This is a genomic window from Roseomonas sp. 18066, from assembly GCF_902706185.1.
In the GTDB taxonomy this organism is placed as follows: domain Bacteria; phylum Pseudomonadota; class Alphaproteobacteria; order Acetobacterales; family Acetobacteraceae; genus Pseudoroseomonas.
The window spans coordinates 65,738-85,756 of record NZ_CACSJM010000003.1 but is presented as its reverse complement, the minus strand read 5'-3'; the positions used below and the strand labels follow the sequence as shown (position 1 = coordinate 85,756).

The following is a 20,019-nucleotide window of genomic DNA, read 5'->3' as shown; positions in this document are numbered from 1 at the left end:
CTGCCTCAGCCGGCGCGGCCCAGCCGGGCCGCGGCGCGCTCCGTCGCCGCCCGCCGCCGGGCGATGAAGGGGGCGATCTTCTCCCGCGCCGCGGCGACGAGCGCTGCCGGCGCGGAGCGCGGCGAGCCGGCCGGCCAGGGCGGCTCGGGGTCGTATTCCAGCTGCAGCTGGATGCCCTGGGCCACCGCTTCGCCGGCGAGCTCGGCCACCACCTGCAGCGCGAAGTCGATGCCGGAGGTGACGCCGGCGCCGGTGATGCGGTCGCGGTCGCGCACCACCCGCTCGGCCACCGGCTGGGCGCCGAGCAGCGCCAGTTGGTCGATCGACGACCAGTGGCTGGTGGCGCGATAGCCCGCCAGCAGCCCCGCCGCCCCCAGCACCAGCGAGCCGGTGCAGACCGAGGTGACCAGGCGGCAGCCCGGCGCCACGCGGCGCAGGAAGTCCAGCGTCTCGTCATCCTCCATCAGCGCGATCTGGCCCGGGCCGCCGGGCACGCAGATGACGTCGAGCGCGCCGCATTCGGCGAAGCTGGCGCTGGGCAGCAGCCGCAGCCCGCGGTCGGAGGCGACCGGGTCCAGCGTCTTCCACAGGAACAGCACCTCGGCGCCGGGCATGCGGGCGAACACCTCGGCCGGGCCGGTCAGGTCCAGCTGCGTCAGCTCGGGGAACAGCACCAGGCCGATGCGCAAGGGGGGGCGGAGGGGGATGGATGTCATGACCTGCTCCAGGAGAACGGCGACCGGCCGCCATCATAGCCAACCGCCGGCGCCCGGTCATGCGGCGCCCGGTCATGCGGCGCCTGGCCATGCGGCGCGCGGCCACGCGGCCGCGGTGACGCTCGCGGCAGGGCTTCTGTGTTTCACCGGCAGATCGACCTGTCACTTTTCGGCGCCGGCGTCGTTTGCAGGGGTGGACGACAAGGACGGGCAGGCGGCGGCAGCCGCGGCCCGCCATGCGCGTGGTGTGCGGATCGCGCGGCATGGCTCGAGCAAGGACCCTGTGGAGAATGCCATGCGAACCCCTGACTTCGCAGCCACCCGGCGCGACCTGGTGATGGGCGCGACGCTGACGACCGCGGCCGTGGCCACGCCGCGCCGCCCGGGCGCCCGGGCGGCGGCGGCCGATACCCCTGCAACCGGCCCGGGAGCCCCGGTCATGAAAATCGCCTTCACCGTGAATGGCGCGGCGCGCACGCTCGACGTCGACACGCGCACCACCCTGCTCGACGCGCTGCGCGAGCATCTGGACCTGACCGGCAGCAAGAAGGGCTGCGACCACGGCCAATGCGGCGCCTGCACCGTCCTCGTCGGCGGGCGGCGCATCAATGCCTGCCTGACGCTCGCGGTGATGCACCAGGGCGACGAGATCACCACCGTCGAGGGGCTGGGCACGCCGGACCGGCTGCACGCCATGCAGGCCGCCTTCATCAAGCATGACGGCTATCAGTGCGGCTATTGCACGCCCGGGCAGATCTGCTCCTCGGTCGCCGTGCTGGAGGAGATCCGGGCCGGCATTCCGAGCCATGTCTCGGCCGAGCTCGAGGCCCGGCCGCAGGTCACCCCGGCGGAGATCCGCGAGCGGATGAGCGGCAATATCTGTCGCTGCGGCGCCTATTCCAACATCGTCGACGCCATCACCGAGGTTGCGGAGCGGCCGGCATGAAGCCCTTCACCTATGAGCGCCCGGCCTCGCCGGCCGAGGCCGCCGCGGCCGCCGCCCGCCATCCGGCGGCGAAATTCATCGCCGGCGGCACCAACCTGCTCGACCTGATGAAGCTGCAGATCGAGGCGCCGCCGCATCTGATCGATGTCAACGGCCTCGGGCTTGACGGCATCGAGCCCATGGCCGGGGGCGGCCTGCGCATCGGCGCGCTGGTGCGCAACACCGACCTCGCCGCCGATGCGCGGGTGCGGCGCGACTACGCCCTGCTGTCGCGCGCCCTGCTGGCCGGGGCCTCGGGCCAGCTGCGCAACAAGGCGACCACGGCGGGCAACCTGCTGCAGCGCACCCGCTGCCCCTATTTCTACGACACCAACATGGCCTGCAACAAACGCCAGCCCGGCAGCGGCTGCGCGGCCATCGGCGGCGTCAGCCGGCAGCTGGCGGTGATCGGCCACAGCGAGGCCTGCATCGCCACCAACCCGTCCGACATGGCGGTGGCCTTGCGCGCGCTGGATGCGGCGGTCGAGACCATCGCCGCCGACGGCGCCACGCGCAGCATCCCCATGGCCGATTTCCACCGCCTGCCCGGCGACACGCCGCAGCGGGAGACGGCGCTGCGGCCGGGCGAGCTGATCACCGCGGTGACGCTGCCGGCGCCGGTCGGCGGCCGGCAGATCTACCGCAAGGTGCGCGACCGCGCCTCCTACGCCTTCGCGCTGGTCTCGGTCGCCGCGATCGTGCAGCGCGACGGCTCGGCCCGGGTGGCGCTGGGCGGCGTGGCGCCCCGGCCCTGGCGGGTCGAGGCGGCGGAGCCCGAGGTCGCGCGCGGCGCCGGGCCGGCGATGCGGGCGATCCTCGATGGCGCCCGGCCGACCCATGAGAATGCGTTCAAGGTGACGCTGGCGGAGCGCACGCTCGGCGCCGTGCTGGCCGAGGCGAGGGGCTGAGGCGATGAAATTCGACACACCGGCCACCACCAACCCGATCGACCGGATGACGCTGGTCGGCCAGCCGCTCGACCGCATCGACGGGCGGCTGAAGACCACCGGCAAGGCCGCCTATGCCTATGAGCACCAGGATGCGGTGCGCCGGCATGCCTATGGCTATGTGCTGGGCGCCGCCATCGCCAAGGGCCGCATCACCGCCATGGACCTGGCCGCCGCCCGCGCGGCGCCCGGGGTGCTGGCGGTGGTGACGGCGGCGAATGCCGGGCCGCTCGACAAGGGCGAGATGAACACCGCGCCGCTGCTGGGCGGGCCCCAGGTCGACCACTACCACCAGGCCATCGCCCTGGTGGTGGCGGAAAGCTTCGAGCAGGCGCGCGACGCGGCCCTCGCCATCCGCGTCGACTACGCCCGGGCCGAGGGCGCCTATGACCTGGCCGCCGCCCGCGACACGGCTGAGAAGGTCAAGCAGTCGGCCTCGGCCACCGGCGATTTCGAGCGCGCCTTCGCCGCCGCGCCGGTGACGCTGGAGGCGACCTACACCACCCCCGACCAGAGCCATGCGATGATGGAGCCGCATGCCTCCATCGCCGCCTGGGACGGCGACGCGCTGGTGGTCTGGACCTCCAACCAGATGATCGCCTGGGGCGCCGGCGAGCTGGCCAAGACCCTGCGCATGCCGCGGGAGAAGGTGCGGCTGATCTCGCCCTTCATCGGCGGCGGCTTCGGCGGCAAGCTGTTCCTGCGCGCCGACGCGCTGCTGGCCGCCCTCGGCGCGCGGGCGGCGGGGCGGCCGGTCAAGGTGGCCTTGCAGCGGCCGCTGGTGGCCAACAACACCACGCACCGCCCGGCCACCATCCAGCGCATCCGCCTGGGCGCCGGCCAGGACGGCCGCATCACCGCCATCGGCCATGAAAGCTGGTCGGGCGACCAGAAGGGCGGCCAGCCGGAGACGGCGGTCGACCAGACGCGGCTGCTCTATGCCGGGGCCAACCGGCTGACCCAGCTGCGCCTGGCGGTGCTGGACCTGCCGGAGGGCAATGCGATGCGCGCCCCCGGCGAGGCGCCGGGGCTGATGGCGCTGGAGATCGCCATGGACGAGATGGCGGAGAAGCTGGGGCTGGACCCGGTGGAATTCCGCATCCTCAACGACACCCAGGTCGATCCGAACGACCCGAAGCGACCCTTCTCGCAGCGGCAGCTGGTCGAATGCCTGCGGCTCGGCGCCGAGCGCTTCGGCTGGCGCCAGCGCAACCCGCGGCCCGGCCAGGCGCGCGACGGGCGCTGGCTGACCGGCCTCGGCGTGGCGGCGGCCTTCCGCAACAACCTGGTGATGAAGTCGGGCGCCCGCATCCGGCTGAACAGCCGCGGCGGCATCACGGTCGAGACCGACATGACCGATATCGGCACCGGCAGCTACACCATCATCGCGCAGACCGCGGCGGAGATGATGGGCGTCGGGATGGACCAGGTCACCGTCCGGCTCGGCGATTCCTCCTTCCCGGCCTCGGCCGGCTCGGGCGGGCAATGGGGCGCCAACAGTGCCACGGCCGGCGTCTATGCCGCCTGCGTCAAGCTGCGCGAGGCGGTGGCCCAGGCGCTCGGCTTCAACTCGGCCGACGCGGTCTTCGAGGGCGGCGAGATCCGCGCCGGCAACCGCCGCGTGGCCCTCGGCCAGGCGGCCGGCGCGGCGGAGCTGGTGGTCGAGGACAGCATCGAGTTCGGCGACCTCGACAAGCGCTACCAGCAATCCACCTTCGGCGCGCATTTCGTCGAGGTGGCGGTGGACAGCGCGACCGGCGAGGCGCGCATCCGCCGCATGCTGGCGGTCTGCGCGGCGGGGCGCATCCTGAATCCGAAGACGGCGCGCAGCCAGGTGATCGGCGCCATGACCATGGGGGTGGGCGGCGCGCTGATGGAGGAGCTGGCGGTGGACCGCCGCCACGGCTTCTTCGTCAACCACGACCTGGCCGGCTACGAGGTGCCGGTGCATGCCGATATCCCGCACCAGGAGGTGATCTTCCTCGACGAGACCGACCCGGTCTCCTCGCCGATGAAGGCCAAGGGGGTGGGCGAGCTCGGCCTGTGCGGCGTCGCGGCGGCGATCGCCAATGCGGTGCACAATGCCACCGGCGTGCGGCTGCGCGACTATCCGATCACGCTGGACAAATACCTCGACCGGCTGCCGGAACTGGCCTGAGGCAGGCGCGCGGGGGCCCCTGGCCGGGCTTCCCGCGCGCCGGCTTCCGCGCCAAGCTGCCCCCCGGTCCGGCGGCAGGAAGCCCTGGCTTGAACGGGGGCTTTGCTGTCCGGCGAACACCGCAGGGGAGTGAAGACGATGCAACGAAGAACCATGCTGCAGGCCGCGGGGGCGGCGCTGCTGCCGATCCCCTCGGTCGCGCGGGCCGCCGAGCGGAAAGTGCTGAAATTCGTGCCGCAGGCCAATCTGAGCACCCTCGACCCGGTGTTCAGCACGGCCGCCGTCTCCATCACCCATGGCTTCTGCGTCTTCGACACGCTGTATGGCGTCGACGGGAAGCAGGCGCCGAAGCCGCAGATGGCCGAGGGCGCCACCGTCTCCGACGACGGGCGGACCTGGCTGATCCGCCTGCGCGAGGGCCTGCGCTTCCATGACGGCGAGCCGGTGCGCGCCCAGGACTGCGCCGCCAGCCTCGACCGCTGGAGCCAGACCGACACCTTCGGCACCACGCTGCGCCGCGCGGTGGAGGCCTTCGAGGCGGCCGACGACCGCACCATCCGCATCCGCCTGACCCGGCCCTTCCCGCGGCTGCTGGAGGCGATCGGCAAGCCGCATTCCTCGCCCGCCTTCATCATGCCGGAGCGGCTGGCGAAGACCGAGCGGACCAGGATCGTCACCGAGATGGTCGGCTCCGGCCCGTTCCGCTTCAAGGCCGACGAATACATTTCCGGCGCGCGGGCGGTCTATGAGCGCTTCGACGGCTATCAGCCGCGCGCCGAGCCGGCCGACTGGACCTCGGGCGGCAAGCGGGTGCTGATCGACCGGCTGGAATGGCATGTGATGCCGGACGCCGCGACGGCGACGGCGGCGCTGCAGCGCGGCGAGGTCGACTGGGTCGAGCAGCCGGCCACCGACCTGCTGCCGCTGCTGCAGCGCGCCCGCAACATCAAGCTGCAGGTGCAGGACCCCTTCGGGTTTCTTTCTGTCGCCCGCTTCAACCACACCATCGCGCCCTTCAACAACCCGGCGCTGCGGCGCATCGTGCTGGGCGCGCTGGACCAGGCCGACTACATGGTCTCGATCATGGGCGAGGATAAATCCGGCTGGCGGACCTGCTACTCCGCCTTCCCGATGGGCATGCCCGGGGTGCGCGAGGTGGGCGCGGCGGCGATGACCCCGCCGCACGACCTGGAGAAAGCGCGCGAGGCGGTGAAGCGCGCCGGCTACCAGGGCGAGACGGTGGCCATCCTGCAGCCCACCGACCAGCCGACCATCGCGCCGCATGGCCAGGTGACGGCGGCGCTGCTGCAGTCGCTGGGCTTCAAGGTCGACCTGCAGGCGATGGACTGGGGCAGCCTGATGGCGCGGCGCCTGGCGCGCCAGCCGGTGGAGAAGGGCGGCTGGAGCATCTACCACACCAACTGGCCCAGCGTGTCGATCGCCAACCCGGCGCTGAACACCAATATCCGCGGCGACGGCATCGCCGCCGGCTGGTACGACGACCCGGAGATGGAGCGGCTGGTGGGGCAATGGGTGGCCGAGGCCGATCCGGCGAAGGCCCAAGCCGTCTTCGACCAAGTGCAGCAGCGCTGCATCGACGAGGCGCCGGCGCTGTCGCTCGGCCAGTTCTTCCAGAAGACCGCCTTCTCGACCGCGCTGAAAGGCGTGTCGCCGGGCTCGGTCTGCTATTTCTGGGGGGTCGAGCGCGGCTGACGCCGCCGCGCCGCGGGTTCCTGAGCCCGCGGCGCGCGGCGCCTCACTCGGCGGCCAAGGCGGGCTGCGCGATCGGCGGGTCGAAGGCGCGGATCGGCGGCAGGTTGCCGGTGAACTTCTCCATCTCGACGACGGTCAGCTGCCCGGTGCAGCCCTGGGCCAGCGACGAGGTGCCGATATCCCGCGTCAGCACGTTCGGATTGCCGTGCACGCAGAGCGGCGCATCTTCCGAAGGATCCTCCGGGTCGTACCAGGCGCCGGTCGGCAGCTGCACCACGCCGGGGCGGATATCCTCGGCGACGCGGGCGGCGGCCAGGCAGGCGCCGCGCTGGTTGAACAGCCGGATGATGTCGCCATCCTCGATGCCACGCGCGGCGGCGTCGAGGGGATGGATGGTCGCCACCTCGCGCTCGCGATGCTTGGCCGCCGCGCTGTGGCCGCCGAAGTCGAGCTGGCTGTGCAGCCGCGTCGCCGGCTGGTTGGCCACCAGATGCAGCGGCGTGGCGCCGCCGGGCGCCTCCTCGGGCGGCAGCCAGGCGGGGTGGCCGGGGCAGCTGGCCTCGCCGAAGCTGGCGACGGTGGCCGAGAAGATCTCGACCTTGCCGCTCGGCGTGGCCAGCGGGTTGGCGTCGGGGTCCTCGCGGAAGGCGCGCCAGGGGCCGCCATCATCCGGCTCCTGCGGCAGCACCAGGCTGCCCGCCGCCCAGAACTCTTCGAAATCCGGCGCGGGCAGGCCCTTGTCTTCCAGGCCCTGGCGGGTGCGCTCGTAGAGGTGGCTCAGCCATTCGCGGCTGGTGCGGCCCTCGGTGAAGGCTTCCTCGGTGCCGAGGCGCCGCGAGAGCTCGGCGAAGATGTCGTAGTCGTCGCGCGCCTCGGCGAAGGGGGCGGCGATGCGCTGCATCGCCACCATCAGCGGATCGTGCGAGCTGTAGCCGATATCCTCGCGCTCCAGCGTCATGGTCGCCGGCAGCACGATATCGGCGTGGCGCGCCGTCGCGGTCCAGGCCAGCTCATGCACCACCAGCGTGTCGACGCGGGCGAAGGCCTGGCGCAGCCGGTTGAGGTCCTGGTGGTGGTGGAAGGGATTGCCGCCCGCCCAATAGACCAGCCGGATATCCGGGTATTTCCGCGTCTGCCCGTTGTAGCGGTAGTCCTGCCCCGGGTTCAGCAGCATGTCGGCGATGCGCGCCACGGGGATATAGTTGCCGTGGCGGTTGCGGCCCTGCGACAGCGTCGGGCTCGGCACCGCATTGGCCCGCCGCCCGTAATAGCCGATGGCGCCCAGCGCATAGCCATAGCCGCCGCCGGGCAGGCCGATCTGGCCCAGGGCGGCGGCCAGCACCGCGCCCATCCAGACCGGCTGCTCGCCATGCTCGGCGCGCTGCAGCGCATGGGCGACGGTGATCAGCACCCGCTTGCCGTGCAGCCGGCGCGCCAGGGCCACGATGTCCTCCGCGGCGACGCCGGTGATCGGCGCGGCCCAGGCGGCGTCCTTGGCCTGGCCGTCGGCCTCGCCCATCAGGTATTTCTGGAATTCATCCCAGCCCTCGGTGAAGCGGGCGATGAAGCCGCGGTCGTGCAGGCCTTCCGCCACCAGCGTGTGGACGAGCGCCAGCATCAGCGCCGTGTCGGTGCCGGGGATATTGGCGATCCATTCGGCGCCGGCCTCGGCCGGCAGGTCGCTGCGCAGGGGCCCGACCAGGATGAAGTCGCAGCCCCGCTCGCGGGCGGCCTGCATCGAGGGGCGCTCGACATGCTCGCTGATGCCGCCGCCGGCGACCATCGCGTTCTTCAGCGCCATGCCGCCGAAGGCCAGCACCACCTCGGTATGCTGCGCCAGCTGGTCCCAGGTGACGTTGTGCTTGGTCAGCGCCTCGTAATTGCCCAGCACATGCGGCACGATCACCGAGGCCGCGCCCGAGCTGTAGCTGTTGACCGAGGCGACATAGCCGCCGATCGCCGTGTTCAGGAAGCGGTGGATCTGGCTCTGCGCATGGTGGAAGCGCCCGGCGCTGGCCCAGCCATAGGAGCCGCCATAGACCGCCTTGGGGCCATGCGTCTCGCCGACGCGGCGGACCTCGCCGGCCAGCAGGTCCAAGGCTCGCTCCCAGGAAACCGGAACAAACTCGTCGCGGCCGCGCTGGGGGTCGGGGCCGGGGCCGCGCTCCAGCCAGCCGCGGCGGACCATCGGCTGGGCGATGCGGGCCTTGTGGCGCAGCGCCGCCGGGAAATTGTCGAGGATGCCGTTCGGGTCGGGGTCGCCGGGATGGGCGCGCACCACCAGCTCGTCCCCGCGCATCGCCGCCGAGAAGACGCCCCAATGCGAGCTGTGCTGGCGGAACTGCGCCGCATCCTCGACCGTCTTGCTCATCCCCGGGCGTCCCTGTGCCATGCCATCCAGGCCGCCAGCCTAGGCGCGGCGCCGCTGTCGGGCAAAGCGGTGATTTTCGCGGGCCGGCGCCCGGCCGCTCACCCCCGCATCACCTCGAGGAAGGCGCGGAAGGCCGCGCTCGGCTGCCGCCGGCTCGGATAGTACAGGAAATTGGCGGCGAGCCGCGGCGCCCAGCCGGGCAGCACCTCGACCAGCCGGCCGGCGGCCAGGTGCGGCGCCGCCTGGACCTGCAGCAGGCAGACGATGCCGAGGCCCGCCAGCGCCGCGTCGCGCATCAGGTCGACATCGTTGGTGATGAAGCTGCCCGGCACCGCGCGGTCGAACAGCTGCCCGTCCTGCATGAAGTCCCAGCGATGCAGCGTGCCGGAGGAGGTGTGGCGGTAGCTGATGCAGCGATGCGCGCCGAGGTCGTCGGGCGTCGCCGGCGCGCCGTGCTCCGCCAGGTAGCCGGGCGATGCGGCATAGACCAGCGCCATCGGCTCGCTGATGCGCAGCGCGATCATGTCGCCCTGCAGCCCGCCCTCGTGCCGGACGCCGCAGTCGAAGCGCTCGGCGACGATGTCGACCAGCCCGTCATTGACCACCAGCTCGACCGCGACCTCCGGGCAGCGCTGGGCCAGCACCGCCAGGCGCGGCAGCACCAGATGCACCGCCCCCGGCCGGTGGGCGTTGACCCGCACCCGCCCGGCCGGGCGGTCGCGCGCCTGGTCGAGCTCCGCGATGCCCTCCTGCACCGCCGCCATCGCCGGGCGCAGCCGCAGCAGCAGCTGCTCGCCGGCCGGGGTCGGCGCCAGCGAGCGGGTGGTGCGGTCGAGCAGGCGGATGCCCAGCTTGGCCTCCAGGCTGCGCATCGCATGGCTCAGCGCCGAGGCCGACAGCCCCAGCCGCGTCGCCGCCCGGGCGAAGCTGCCGGCCTCCATGATGGCGGCGAAGACCGCCAGGCCCGACCAGAGGTCCCGCTCCATTGGTGAAAATCCTTCAGCAACCCATGCGCCCTGGGCAGGCTAATCGCCGCCGGCGGATCGGGCCATATCGGCCGGGTCCACCCAGGGGGAAGCGCCGATGAACCTCGAGACCTATCGCTCGCTCGGCCGGTCGGGGCTGCTGGTCAGCCCGCTGGCGCTCGGCACCATGACCTTCGGCACGCCGCGCTGGGGGGCGGATGCCGCCGGCAGCCAGGCGATCTTCGACCGCTATGTCGAGCTCGGCGGCAATTTCGTCGACACCGCCGATGTCTATGCCGGCGGCCGCTCGGAGGCGATGGTGGGCGAGTTCGTCGCCGCCCGGGGCCTGCGCGACCGCATGGTGATCGCCACCAAGGCCGGCTTCGCCACCGGCCAGGGCAAGCTGCAGGGCGGCCATGGCGCGCGCCACCTGCGGGCCGCGGTCGAGCGCTCGCTGAAGCGGCTGCGCACCGACTTCATCGACCTCTACTGGATCCATGTCTGGGACGGCGTCACCCCGGCGGAGGAGCTGCTGCAGACCATGGCCGCGCTGATCCAGGCGGGGAAGATCCGCTACTGGGGCCTGTCGAACATGCCGGCCTGGTATGCGGCGCAGCTGGCCACCCTGGCGCAGGCGCGCGGCCTGCCCGCCCCGATCGGCCTGCAGTATTTCTACTCCCTGGTCGAGCGCGGGGTGGAGAGCGAGCATGTCCCGCTCGGCCGGGCGCTGGGCCTCGGCCTGGTGCCCTGGAGCCCGCTGGCCTATGGGCTGCTGACCGGCAAATACGACCGCGCCACGGTCGAGGCGGCGGCGCCGCGCCAGGGCGGCGTGCCGAACCAAGGCGCCGGCGACGCCGCCGCGCGCCCCGAGGGCGACAAGCGGCTGGATGGCGACAATCCCTTCGGCGACCAGCTGTTCACCCCGCGCAACTGGGCGATCGTCGAGGCGCTGCGGCAGGTCGCCGCCGAGGCCGGCGAGAGCCCGGCCCGCATCGCCCTGGCCTGGGTGGTGGGGCGGCCGGGCGTCGCCTCGACGCTGATGGGGGTCAGCCGGCCGCAGCAGGTGGTCGACAATGCGGCGGCGCTGGCGCTGACCCTGGCGCCCGAGCACCAGGCCGCGCTGGACCAGGCCAGCGGCGGGGCGCAGGGCTTTCTCTATGGCCTGTTCCAGCCGGCGGTGCGCAACCAGATCGTCTTCGGCGGCGCCGACCTGCCCGTCTGAGGCCGGCGGCGGCGGCCTCAGCCCGGCAGATAGGCCGCGATCGCCTCCGCCACCTGGCGCTGCCGCGTGCTGCCGGCTTCCAGCGCGGCGCGGACCCGGCCGCGATCGTCGTCGTTGTTCTGCTGCGACAGGCGCAGCTGGGTCTCGACCCCGGTCACCGCGATGGTGAAGCCCAGGATGCCCGGCACCAGCTTGTCGACATAGGCTGTGTCCGGCTGCCAGGCGCTGCCTGCCGGCTCCATCTCCCTGCTCAGCCGCAGCACCATGGCGCGGATGGCGGCCGCGTCCTCGACCAGGGTGGCGCGGCCCTGCACCTGCACGGCGACATAGTTCCAGGTCGGCGCGCGCGGCGCCGTGCCGTACCAGCTGGGCGAGACATGCGTGTTGGCGCCGAGGAAGTTGACCAGCACCCCGGCGCCGTCCAGCCGCGCCGCCTGCGCGTTGCCGCGCGCCAGATGGCCGGTCAGCACGACGCCGCCATCATCCGCCTGGTCGACCAGGAAGGGCAAATGCGAGGCCAGCAGCCCATCCTGGCCGGTGATCAGGCAGCCCAGGCGGATGTCTTCCACGAGGCGCCAGGCCAGGGCGGCCTCCTCGGCGCGGAACGGGGCGGGTGCGTACATGCCGGTGCTTTCCTTGGCGTTTCCTTGCAGCGGCGGAAGGTGACGCCCGGGACCGGTCCTGTCCATGCCCGCCGGGGCGGGGGTCAGCGCGGCCGCGAGGCGATGGCCACGGTGACCGCCGCGACCAGCATCAGCCCGGTGACGGCGACCAGCGTCGCCGAGAGCGACACCGTGGTCAGCACCGCGCTGGCCAGGATGACGCCCACCGCATTGGCGGTGCGCAGCAGGGCGAAGACCTCGGCCCGCCGCGGCGGCGGCGCCAGCCCGTCGAGCACCAGCGAGTAGTAGGTGCCGAGCGGCGCCAGCACGAGCCCGACCACGACCGCGCCCAGGATGGTGGCGGCGACCGAGTGCTGCAGGGCCACCAGCCCGGCGCCCAGCGCCATGACGAAAAGCTGCGCCACCACCGCGCCGCGGCTGGCCATGCGCGCCCGCAGGCTGACCCAGAGCCCGCCGGCGACCGAGGCCAGGCACAGCGGCACGGTGAACAGGAAGGCCAGCGCCGGCGCATAGCCGAAGCGCAGCGCCAGGGCGACGGCGCCGATCTCGATCGCCGCGACCGTCGCCCCGCCTGCCGTCGAGCACAGCAGCCAGAGCAGGATCGGCCGGCTGAGCACCCGCCCCCCGGCCGGCAGCGGCCCGCCGCCCTGGCCGGCCGCGCGCAGGTTCGGCACCAGCAGGATCGGCGCGGCGCCCAGCGCGGTCAGCGCCAGCATGGCGAAGACCGGCGAGATGGTGCCCAGGCCGGAGGCGGCGACCGGCGCCAGCACGAAGGTCAGCTCGTTGAGGGTGGCGGCGATGCCCAGCGCCCGCGGCAGCCGCGAGGCCGGCGCCAGCTGGTTCAGCACGGCGCGCAGATAGCCATGCGCGGCGCCGTTGACGCAGCCCCCCAGCGCCGCCAGCAGGACCAGCCAGGCGAAGGGCGCCTGCCAGGCCGCCAGCAGCGCGATCAGCGCCAGCGCCAGGCTGCGCAGGCCGACCAGCAGCTTCAGGAACAGCACCGCCGGGAAGCGGCGGCCCAGCCGGGCGATGGGGATGGCGCCCAGCACCTGGGCCAGGGTCATGGCCAGGACGATCGCCGCGCCCTGGCTGGCATCCCCGGTCAGGCTGAGCGCGATCAGCGAGAAGACGATGGGCCCGGCCGCCTGCGGCACGCCAAAGGTGGCGGAGGCGGCGAACCAGCGCAGCAGCGGCCATCGGCGGCCGGGATCGGCGGCGTCAGGGGGAGCATGAGGGGCGGCCGCAGCGGGGGCGGCAGGCGGCGGCATCGGCAGCGTCTCCCCGGTTTTTGGGACGCTGTCTATGCCGGGTCCAGGGCCGCGGCAAGCTGGCGAGGCGGCTCAGCCCCCCCCAGGTGGCCGCGATCCTGCCGCGCCTCAGCCCTTGCCGCTGCTTCCAGAACAGCGGGTAGCGCCTTTCAGCCGACGCTGATGGCGCGACAGGCGGTGCGCGGCAGCACCTGGCCGAGCGGCAGATAGGGCAGGTCGCGCAGCGCCTGGCGTTGCAGCTCGGCCGCCGGTGCGCCCCGCCGCGCCATTGCCGCGCAGAGACTGGTGCATGCCCGGATTGAGCTGGCCGGCGCCGGCCCAGGGGGTGTGGAAGAAGCTCCCGCCGCCCTGCGCCACTGGGTCGCGTTGCGCCAGCCGCAGCTGGCGCTCGACGTCTCGGTGCAGGCGGACATCCTCAATCTGCCGCGCGGCTGACCACGATCTCCGTCAGCCACGACCGCCCTGTGCTGCGCCACATGCGCGCGCGTGGCGGTGATGGCGGAGCGGCGGATCCCCGGCTTCGAGGGCTGCGCCCGGCTCAGGCCATCAGCAGCAGATCTTCCGGCGTGGCGGCGGCGTCGCGCGCGGCCAGCAGCATCTGCAGGGCGCGGCGCAGCCGGGGCGGCGTCAGCGGCCCGGCCAGCCGCTGCGCGCTGTCGGGGATGCTGCTGGCCGCCAGCTTCGCCTCGCTGCCGAAGACCAGCAGCCCGGCCTCGCCCGCCAGCAGCGGCGGCACGGCGTGCTGCTGCAGCAGCGCGGCATTGACCAGCACGGCGTCGATCGAGAAGACATCCAGCATGCCCTGCAGCGAGGCGGCATCCGGCACCGGGCCGATCACATGCATCCCCGCCTCGGTCAGCGCGCCGCGCAGGAATTCGCGGCGCGCGGCGCCGGGTTCGCCCACCAGCACGGTGCGGCCCTGCAGGCGGGCATTGTCATTGGACACGAGGATCTCCTGGGACGATCAAGAACGGCCGACAAAATCAACCATCCTCCCAGAATATTTTCCAGTATTAAAAATGGAAGGAATATCATTTCTTGTCCGGATTGAGGGGCCGCTGCAACCTCACCCCGGCACCACCGGCGGCGAGAGGTAGCGCTCGCCGCTGTCGGGGATGACGATGACGAAGGTCTTGCCGGCATGTTCCGGGCGGCGGGCCACCGCCAGCGCCGCGGCCAGCACGGCGCCGCCCGAGGTGCCGGCCAGCAGCCCTTCCTCCCGCGCCAGGGCCTGCGCCGTGGCGCGCGCCTCGGCGACGCTGATGGCGACCGTCGCATCGACCACGCCGGCGTCGTAATTGGCCGGCAGGCCCTGCGGGTCGACCTCGGTCACCTTGTGCACGCCCTCGATGGTCTCGGCATAGGGATGCTCGGCGGAGGGGACGGAATCCGGGCTGGGCTCGGCCACCACCACCTGCAGCCCAGGCTTCAGCCCCTTCAGGTAGCGGCCGGTGCCGGAGATGGTGCCGCCGGTGCCGACGGCGCCGACCAGCACGTCGACCGCGCCGTCGGTGTCGCGCCAGATCTCGGGCCCCGTGGTCTCGGCATGGATCGCGGCATTGGCCGGGTTGGCGCGCTGGTCGGTGAAATAGGCCCCCGGATTCTCGTCCTGGATGCGCTGCAGGATGATGTCCAGCGCGCCGGGCACGAGGAACTCGTTGTTGTCGATCAGCACCACCTCGGCGCCGTATTGGCGCAGGATGTTGATCTTGTCGGCGCTGATCACGTTGCGCAGGTAGAACTTGCTGCGATAGCCGCGCGAGGCGGCGATGGCGGCCAGGCCGATGCCGGTGTTGCCGCTGGTGACATCGACCAGCAGGTCGCCCGGCTGCAGCCGGCCGCTGCGCTCGGCCTCGCGGATGATGCCCCAGGCGGTGCGGTCCTTGATGCTGCCGGCCGGGCTCAGATACTCGATCTTGGCGATCAGCCGGGCCTCGACCTGCCACTTGCGGCGGATGCGGTGCAGCTCCAGCAGCGGCGTGTCGCCCACCAGCTCGGAGAGGGTGCCGTGGATCCTGGCCATGCTGTTTCTCCTGGAAGGGATGTGTGGTTCAGGCCGGCGCCAGCGCCAGGCGGCGCGCGGCGCGCTGGCCCGGGGCGTCGCCGAGCAGCGCCCGGGTATAGGGCTCGGCCGGGCGCTCGAAGAGCGCCTCCGCCGGGCCCTGCTCGACCACGCGGCCGCGATGCAGCACCACGACATGGTCGGCGACCTCCCGCACCACGGCGAGGTCGTGCGAGATCAGCAGGTAGCTGACGCCGAGCTGCCGCTGCAGGTCGCGCAGCAGCGCCAGGATCTGCGCCTGCACCGCGGCGTCCAGCGCCGAGACCGGCTCGTCCAGCACCACGAGCTCCGGCCCGATGGCCAGCGCGCGGGCGATGGCGACGCGCTGCCGCTGGCCGCCCGACAGCGCCGCGGGACGATTGCCCGCCAGCCGCGCCGGCAGGCCGACGCTGTCCATCAGCGCCGCGACGCGGACCCGGCGCGCCGCGCGGTCGCCGAGGCCGAAGGCGCGCAGCGGCTCGGCGATGGTCTGCTCCACCGTGAAGCGCGGGTCGAGCGAGGCGTAGGGGTTCTGGTAGACCACCTGGACGCGGCGGCGGAAGCCGCGCAGCGCGGCGCCGCGCAGCCCCGCGACATCGGCGCCGTCGAAGCGGACGCGGCCGGCCGAGGGCGTCTCCAGCCCCAGCATGATGCGCGCCGTGGTGGTCTTGCCGGAGCCGCTCTCGCCGACGATGGCGGTGGTGCCGCCGCGCGGCACGGCGAAGGAGACGCCGTCCAGCGCCGTCGCCGCGCCAAACCGCTTGGCCAGGCCTTCGACGATCATCAGCGGGAGGCCGGGCGGCATCGGCCGCGGTGCCGGCGCGGATGGCCGCGCGGCCGCCAGCAGCGCCGCGGTATAGGGGTGGCGCGGATTGGCGAAGACGTCGCGCACCGGGCCGGCCTCGACCACGCGGCCGCCGCGCATCACCAGCAGCCGGTCGGCGCGGTCGGCGGCCATGCCCAGGTCATGGGTGATCAGCAGCACGGCGACGCGGCGGCGCTGGATCAGCCCCTCCAGGTGGTCCAGCACCTGGCGCTGCACCGAGACGTCGAGGCCGCTGGTCGGCTCGTCGGCGATCAGCAGCGGCGGGTCGTTGGCCAGGCCGATGCCGATCAGCACGCGCTGGCGCATGCCGCCCGACAATTCATGCGGGAATTTCTGCGCGATCCCTTCAGGGTCCGGCAGCCCGACCTCGGCGAGGATTTCCGGCACGCGGCGCCAGGCCTCGGCGGCGGCGACGCCATGCACGGTCAGCGCCTCCGCCAGCTGCGCGCCGATGCGCTGGATCGGGTCGAGCGACAGCCCCGGCTCCTGCGGCACATAGCCGATGCGGCGGCCGCGCAGGGCGCGCCAGTCGCGCTCGGCGAGGCCGGTGACGGGACGGCCGTCGAGCAGGATGCGGCCCTCCAGCCGGGCGCCCGCCGGGGTCAGCCCGGCGATGGCGGCGGCCAGCGTCGACTTGCCGGAGCCGCTCTCGCCGACGATCGCCAGCACCTCGCCCGCATGCAGCGCCAGGCTGACGCCCTCCAGCGCCGCGACCGGCGCCTGGCCGCGCGGGCGGTAGGTGACGCGCAGATCCTCGACCTGCAGCAGCGGCGGCATCAGCGCGGCCCCCCGCGATCCTGCCCGCGATCCTGGGCATGGCGCGCCAGCTGGTTGGCCGCCAGCACCACCAGCAGCACCACCAGCCCGGGCAGCGTCGTGTACCACCAGGCGACGGCCAGGTAGTTGCGGCCCTCGGCGATCAGCAGCCCCCATTCGGGCTGCGGCGGCGGCGCGCCGAAGCCCAGGAAGCTCAGCGACGAGACCGCCAGCACCGCCGAGCCGAATTCCAGCGCCGCCAGCGCCAGCACCGGCCCCGCCGCGTGCGGCAGCACATGGCGCAGGATGGTGGCGGGGATGCCGACGCCGGCGGCGAGCCCGGCCTCGACGAAGACGGCGTGGCGCCAGCGCAGCGCCTCGCCGCGCGCCAGCCGGGCGAAGGCGGCCACCGCGGAGAGGCCGACGGCGACGGCGATCTCCACCGTGCCGAAGCCGAGGACGGTGACGATGGCCATCGACAGCAGCAGCGAGGGGATGGCCATCAGCACGTCGACGGCGCGCATCAGCACGGCATCCAGCCGGCCGCCGAAGAAGCCCGCCAGCAGCCCGATCGGCGCGCCGCCGAGGAGGGCCACCAGCACCGCGAGCCCGGTCGCCTGCAGCGAGGTCGCCGATCCATGGATGGTGCGCGCCAGGATGTCGCGGCCCAGATGGTCGGTGCCGAACCAATGCGCGGCCGAGGGCGGCTGCAGCGCCTGCAGCGGCACGCCGCGCAGCGGGTCGGTCGCGGTGAACAGCCAGGGCGCCAGGCCCCAGCCGAGGACGAGGGCCAGCAGCGCCGCGCTGGCGAGCGCCAGCCAGGGCAGCGGGCGGCGCGGCGCGGCGATCGCCGCCAGGGTCAGCGGATCGGCCATCTCAGCCGGCCTGGCGCTGCTGCAGGATGCGCGGGTCGAGCAGCGGATACAGCAGGTCGACCAGCAGGTTGACCAGCACGAAGCTGGCCGCCGCCAGCAGCACGACGCCCTGCACCACGGGGATGTCCTTGACCGCGACGGCGCCCTGCGCCAGCCGGCCGACGCCCTCGCGCGAGAACACCGTCTCGGTGACGACGGAGCCGGCCAGCAGGTTGCCGGTGATGATGCCGGCCATGGTCAGCAGCGGCACCGCCGCATTGGGCAGCACATGGGTCAGCAGCAGCCGCGGGCGGGAGACTCCCTTGGCACGGATCGCCTCGGCGAAGGGCTGGCCCCAGGCGGCGGCGAGCGAGCGGCCCAGCACCTGGGCGATGGCCGCCGAGGTGGGCACGGCGAGCGTCAGCGCCGGCAGCACCAGCGACTGCCAGCCCTCGTTCCCCATCGCCGGGAACAGGAAGAAATGGAAGGACAGCGCCTGCAGCAGCAGCAGCCCGATCCAGAAGGTGGGCAGCGAGACGCCGAGCGCGGGCGCCGCCAGCAGCGCCGCGCGCAGCCAGCCCGCCTGGGCCAGGCTGCCGGCCAGGGCCAGGCCGATGCCGCCCACCAGGGCGAGCGCCAGCGCCGCGGCGGCCAGCGTGGCGGTGGCCGGGATCGCCTGCGCCAGCAGCGCCGCGACCGGCTGCCCGGTCTGGATCGAGCGGCCGAGGTCGAGATGCAGCGCCCGCCACAGCGCGATGCCGTATTGCACCACCAGCGGTTGATCCAGGTTGTACTCGGCGCGCAGCGCCGCGACCTGCGCCGCATCCGCCAGGCTCTGCTCGGCCTGGTTCAGCATGATGCTGACCGGGTCGCTGGGCAGGATGTAGAGGATGGCGAAGGCCAGGGTGAAGGCGGCCCAGAGCACCAGCGCCGACTGCCCCAGGCGGCGGGCGACATAGCCGGGCGGCGGCAGGCGGGTCTGGCGCGGCATCGCCCTCAGCGCCCGAGCCAGGTGTCGTAGAGCTGCAGCCGCGACGAGGCCTCGTAGTCCAGCCCGTGCACGTTCTTGCCCGTGGCGATGACAGTGGACAGCTCGACCAGCGGGATGACATGGCCGGCCTCGATCAGCGCGCGCTCGGCCTGCGCCACCAGGTCGCGGCGCCTGGTCGGATCGAGCTCGGCGCTGGAGGCCTGCAGCAGCGCGTCGACCGGGGCGGCGGCGCGGTTGTTGACGTTGCGGCCGCTGCTGCCGAAGACGGCGCGCAGGATGTCGGGATCGGCCCGCGTCAGGTTGAAGAATTGCAGCTGGTAGCTGCCGCTGTCGCGGAGGGCGGTGACCTGGCTGATCGTCGTGCGGTTCAGCTGCAGGTCGATGCCGACGGCGCGCAGCTGCTGCTGCACCAGCTCGAGGAAGGGCGTCGACTGCCAGTAGGACAGGCGGATCACCAGGCGCTGGCCGTCGCGCTCGCGGATGCCGCCCTGGCCTGGCCGCCAGCCGGCTTCCTCCAGCAGCTGCCGGCTGCCATCCGGGTCATGCGCCAGCAGCGCCGAGAGATCGCTGTAGAGCGGCGTGGTCTTCGCCAGCACCGCCGAGGCCGGCGCCTGGAAGCGCGAGATGATCGATTGCAGCTCGGCCCGGTTCACCGCCTTGACGATCGCCTGGCGCAGCAGCGGATCGCGCAGCAGCGGGTCGGCCTCGTTCGGGAAGAAGCTGTAGACCAGGCCGGGATTGGCCCGCGCCAGCACCGGCAATTGCTGCGCCAGCAGCAGCCGCTCGTCCTGCGGCGGCACGCTGGCATTCACGTCGATCTGGCGCGACACCAGGCTGCCGGTGCGCACGCCGGATTCCGGGATGACGCGATACTCGATGCCCTCCAGATGCGCGCGCCCCTGGTGCCGCGCCAGCGCGGAAGGCCAGGCGTAGTCGTCGCGCCGGTTCAGCCGCACCTGCTGGTTGTGGACGAAGCGGGCGACGGTGAAGGGGCCGGAGCCGACCAGCTGGCCCTGGCAGCGTTCCTCGGCGCTGCGCGCCAGCGTCGCCGGCGCCAGCAGGCCCAGGCTCATCGTCGAGGTGGCCTGCAGGAACTGGATGTTCGGCGCGGCGAAGGCGACGGTGACGGTCCGGCTGTCGGGGATGCGCACCTCGCGCAGCCCGGCCAGGTAGCCCGCGCCGAGGCTGGCGCGGGCGCCGAGCTTGACGATGCCTTCCAGATTGGCCTTCACCGCCGCCGCGTCGACGGGAGTGCCGTCGCTGAAGCTCGCGTCATCACGCAATTGGAACGTGAATTCAAGATTGTCCGCGCTGACGCTCCAGCTGGCGGCAAGCCAGGGCACCAGCGCGCCGGTGTCGGGCCGCTGGTCGGTCAGCGAGTCGGTGATCTGCCGCCCGACATTCAGCGAGTTGTTGTTGCCTGCCTGCTGCGGATCGAGGCATTGCGGGTCGGTGTCGATAGCGATGCGCAGCACGCCGCCCGGCTGCGGCGCCGGCTGGGCGCCGGCGGGAAGGGTCGCGAGCGCCAGGACCGCGAGGGCGGCGGGCGCGAGGCGGAAGGGGCGGAGAGGCACGGCATCACC

At 73.1% G+C, this 20,019-nt stretch carries 17 protein-coding genes; 6 read left to right on the top strand and 11 right to left on the bottom strand.

What is annotated here, in order from left to right:
* Positions 1-5 precede the first annotated feature (5 nt).
* Positions 6-716: a DJ-1/PfpI family protein gene (locus GVN67_RS01305; RefSeq protein WP_200845071.1), complete on the bottom strand. Its 711-nt coding sequence runs from the start codon at positions 714-716 to the stop codon at positions 6-8.
* A gap of 295 nt (positions 717-1,011) precedes the next feature.
* Here GVN67_RS01305 and paoA point away from each other — a divergent pair, with 295 nt between their 5' ends.
* The 4 genes from paoA to GVN67_RS01285 all read left to right on the top strand — a co-directional run bounded on the left by paoA (position 1,012) and on the right by GVN67_RS01285 (position 6,519).
* Complete coding sequence (gene paoA / locus GVN67_RS01300) at positions 1,012-1,662, top strand: aldehyde dehydrogenase iron-sulfur subunit PaoA (RefSeq protein WP_159992452.1); 651 nt, start codon at positions 1,012-1,014, stop codon at positions 1,660-1,662.
* Positions 1,659-2,609: a xanthine dehydrogenase family protein subunit M gene (locus GVN67_RS01295; protein ID WP_159992451.1), complete on the top strand. Its 951-nt coding sequence runs from the start codon at positions 1,659-1,661 to the stop codon at positions 2,607-2,609. Before paoA ends, GVN67_RS01295 begins: the two co-directional genes overlap by 4 nt.
* Positions 2,610-2,613: 4 nt before the next feature.
* Positions 2,614-4,806, top strand: a complete 2,193-nt coding sequence (paoC, locus tag GVN67_RS01290; protein WP_159992450.1) for an aldehyde oxidoreductase molybdenum-binding subunit PaoC — start codon at positions 2,614-2,616, stop codon at positions 4,804-4,806.
* 138 nt (positions 4,807-4,944) lie between these two features.
* Positions 4,945-6,519, top strand: a complete 1,575-nt coding sequence (locus GVN67_RS01285) for an ABC transporter substrate-binding protein (RefSeq protein WP_159992449.1) — start codon at positions 4,945-4,947, stop codon at positions 6,517-6,519.
* Positions 6,520-6,562: 43 nt separating this feature from the next.
* Here the strand turns inward: GVN67_RS01285 and GVN67_RS01280 are convergent, their stop codons facing one another.
* Positions 6,563-8,890: a molybdopterin guanine dinucleotide-containing S/N-oxide reductase gene (locus GVN67_RS01280; protein ID WP_159992448.1), complete on the bottom strand. Its 2,328-nt coding sequence runs from the start codon at positions 8,888-8,890 to the stop codon at positions 6,563-6,565.
* 98 nt (positions 8,891-8,988) lie between these two features.
* A complete protein-coding gene (locus GVN67_RS01275) occupies positions 8,989-9,876 on the bottom strand; it encodes a LysR family transcriptional regulator (RefSeq protein ID WP_159992447.1) in 888 nt (295 codons plus the stop codon).
* A 97-nt stretch (positions 9,877-9,973) separates the two neighbouring features.
* Between GVN67_RS01275 and GVN67_RS01270 the strand changes: the two genes are divergently transcribed.
* Entirely contained in the window at positions 9,974-11,077 is a 1,104-nt protein-coding gene (locus tag GVN67_RS01270) for an aldo/keto reductase (RefSeq protein ID WP_159992446.1), read from the top strand.
* 17 nt (positions 11,078-11,094) lie between these two features.
* Here the strand turns inward: GVN67_RS01270 and GVN67_RS01265 are convergent, their stop codons facing one another.
* Both GVN67_RS01265 and GVN67_RS01260 read right to left on the bottom strand, forming a co-directional pair.
* Positions 11,095-11,700 carry an FMN-binding negative transcriptional regulator gene (locus tag GVN67_RS01265; RefSeq protein ID WP_159992445.1) on the bottom strand — a complete coding sequence of 202 codons (606 nt, stop codon included), beginning with the start codon at positions 11,698-11,700 and terminating at the stop codon, positions 11,095-11,097.
* Positions 11,701-11,783: 83 nt separating this feature from the next.
* Positions 11,784-12,968 (bottom strand): MFS transporter, encoded by a 1,185-nt coding sequence (locus tag GVN67_RS01260; RefSeq protein WP_159992444.1) that lies wholly within the window; start codon positions 12,966-12,968, stop codon positions 11,784-11,786.
* A 285-nt stretch (positions 12,969-13,253) separates the two neighbouring features.
* Between GVN67_RS01260 and GVN67_RS01255 the strand changes: the two genes are divergently transcribed.
* Entirely contained in the window at positions 13,254-13,403 is a 150-nt protein-coding gene (locus GVN67_RS01255; protein WP_159992443.1) for a hypothetical protein, read from the top strand.
* Positions 13,404-13,506: 103 nt separating this feature from the next.
* Here GVN67_RS01255 and GVN67_RS01250 read toward each other — a convergent pair whose 3' ends face one another.
* The 6 genes from GVN67_RS01250 to GVN67_RS01225 all read right to left on the bottom strand — a co-directional run bounded on the left by GVN67_RS01250 (position 13,507) and on the right by GVN67_RS01225 (position 20,010).
* On the bottom strand, positions 13,507-13,914 hold the full coding sequence (locus tag GVN67_RS01250; RefSeq protein WP_159992442.1) for a hypothetical protein: 408 nt from the start codon (positions 13,912-13,914) through the stop codon (positions 13,507-13,509).
* Between the two features lie 120 nt (positions 13,915-14,034).
* On the bottom strand, positions 14,035-14,991 hold the full coding sequence (locus tag GVN67_RS01245; protein ID WP_159992441.1) for a PLP-dependent cysteine synthase family protein: 957 nt from the start codon (positions 14,989-14,991) through the stop codon (positions 14,035-14,037).
* Between the two features lie 28 nt (positions 14,992-15,019).
* Positions 15,020-16,612, bottom strand: a complete 1,593-nt coding sequence (locus GVN67_RS01240) for an ABC transporter ATP-binding protein (protein ID WP_159992440.1) — start codon at positions 16,610-16,612, stop codon at positions 15,020-15,022.
* Positions 16,612-17,466, bottom strand: coding sequence for an ABC transporter permease (locus GVN67_RS01235; protein ID WP_159992439.1), 855 nt, complete (start codon positions 17,464-17,466; stop codon positions 16,612-16,614). The genes GVN67_RS01240 and GVN67_RS01235 overlap by 1 nt, the downstream gene beginning before the upstream one ends.
* Before the next feature lies 1 nt (position 17,467).
* Entirely contained in the window at positions 17,468-18,436 is a 969-nt protein-coding gene (locus tag GVN67_RS01230; protein WP_159992438.1) for an ABC transporter permease, read from the bottom strand.
* A gap of 5 nt (positions 18,437-18,441) precedes the next feature.
* Positions 18,442-20,010 (bottom strand): ABC transporter substrate-binding protein, encoded by a 1,569-nt coding sequence (locus GVN67_RS01225; RefSeq protein ID WP_159992437.1) that lies wholly within the window; start codon positions 20,008-20,010, stop codon positions 18,442-18,444.
* Positions 20,011-20,019 lie beyond the last annotated feature (9 nt).

Excerpts from the sequence above, each read along its gene's own strand:
- GVN67_RS01295 (WP_159992451.1), top strand. The coding sequence starts at position 1,659 with ATGAAGCCCTTCACCTATGAGCGCCCGGCCTCGCCGGCCGAGGCCGCC.
- GVN67_RS01245 (WP_159992441.1), bottom strand. The coding sequence starts at position 14,991 with ATGGCCAGGATCCACGGCACCCTCTCCGAGCTGGTGGGCGACACGCCG.
- paoC (WP_159992450.1), top strand. The coding sequence starts at position 2,614 with ATGAAATTCGACACACCGGCCACCACCAACCCGATCGACCGGATGACG.
- GVN67_RS01275 (WP_159992447.1), bottom strand. The coding sequence starts at position 9,876 with ATGGAGCGGGACCTCTGGTCGGGCCTGGCGGTCTTCGCCGCCATCATG.
- GVN67_RS01265 (WP_159992445.1), bottom strand. The coding sequence starts at position 11,700 with ATGTACGCACCCGCCCCGTTCCGCGCCGAGGAGGCCGCCCTGGCCTGG.
- GVN67_RS01230 (WP_159992438.1), bottom strand. The coding sequence starts at position 18,436 with ATGCCGCGCCAGACCCGCCTGCCGCCGCCCGGCTATGTCGCCCGCCGC.
- GVN67_RS01240 (WP_159992440.1), bottom strand. The coding sequence starts at position 16,612 with ATGCCGCCGCTGCTGCAGGTCGAGGATCTGCGCGTCACCTACCGCCCG.
- GVN67_RS01260 (WP_159992444.1), bottom strand. The coding sequence starts at position 12,968 with ATGCCGCCGCCTGCCGCCCCCGCTGCGGCCGCCCCTCATGCTCCCCCT.
- GVN67_RS01280 (WP_159992448.1), bottom strand. The coding sequence starts at position 8,890 with ATGAGCAAGACGGTCGAGGATGCGGCGCAGTTCCGCCAGCACAGCTCG.
- GVN67_RS01270 (WP_159992446.1), top strand. The coding sequence starts at position 9,974 with ATGAACCTCGAGACCTATCGCTCGCTCGGCCGGTCGGGGCTGCTGGTC.
- paoA (WP_159992452.1), top strand. The coding sequence starts at position 1,012 with ATGCGAACCCCTGACTTCGCAGCCACCCGGCGCGACCTGGTGATGGGC.
- GVN67_RS01285 (WP_159992449.1), top strand. The coding sequence starts at position 4,945 with ATGCAACGAAGAACCATGCTGCAGGCCGCGGGGGCGGCGCTGCTGCCG.
- GVN67_RS01235 (WP_159992439.1), bottom strand. The coding sequence starts at position 17,466 with ATGGCCGATCCGCTGACCCTGGCGGCGATCGCCGCGCCGCGCCGCCCG.
- GVN67_RS01305 (WP_200845071.1), bottom strand. The coding sequence starts at position 716 with ATGACATCCATCCCCCTCCGCCCCCCCTTGCGCATCGGCCTGGTGCTG.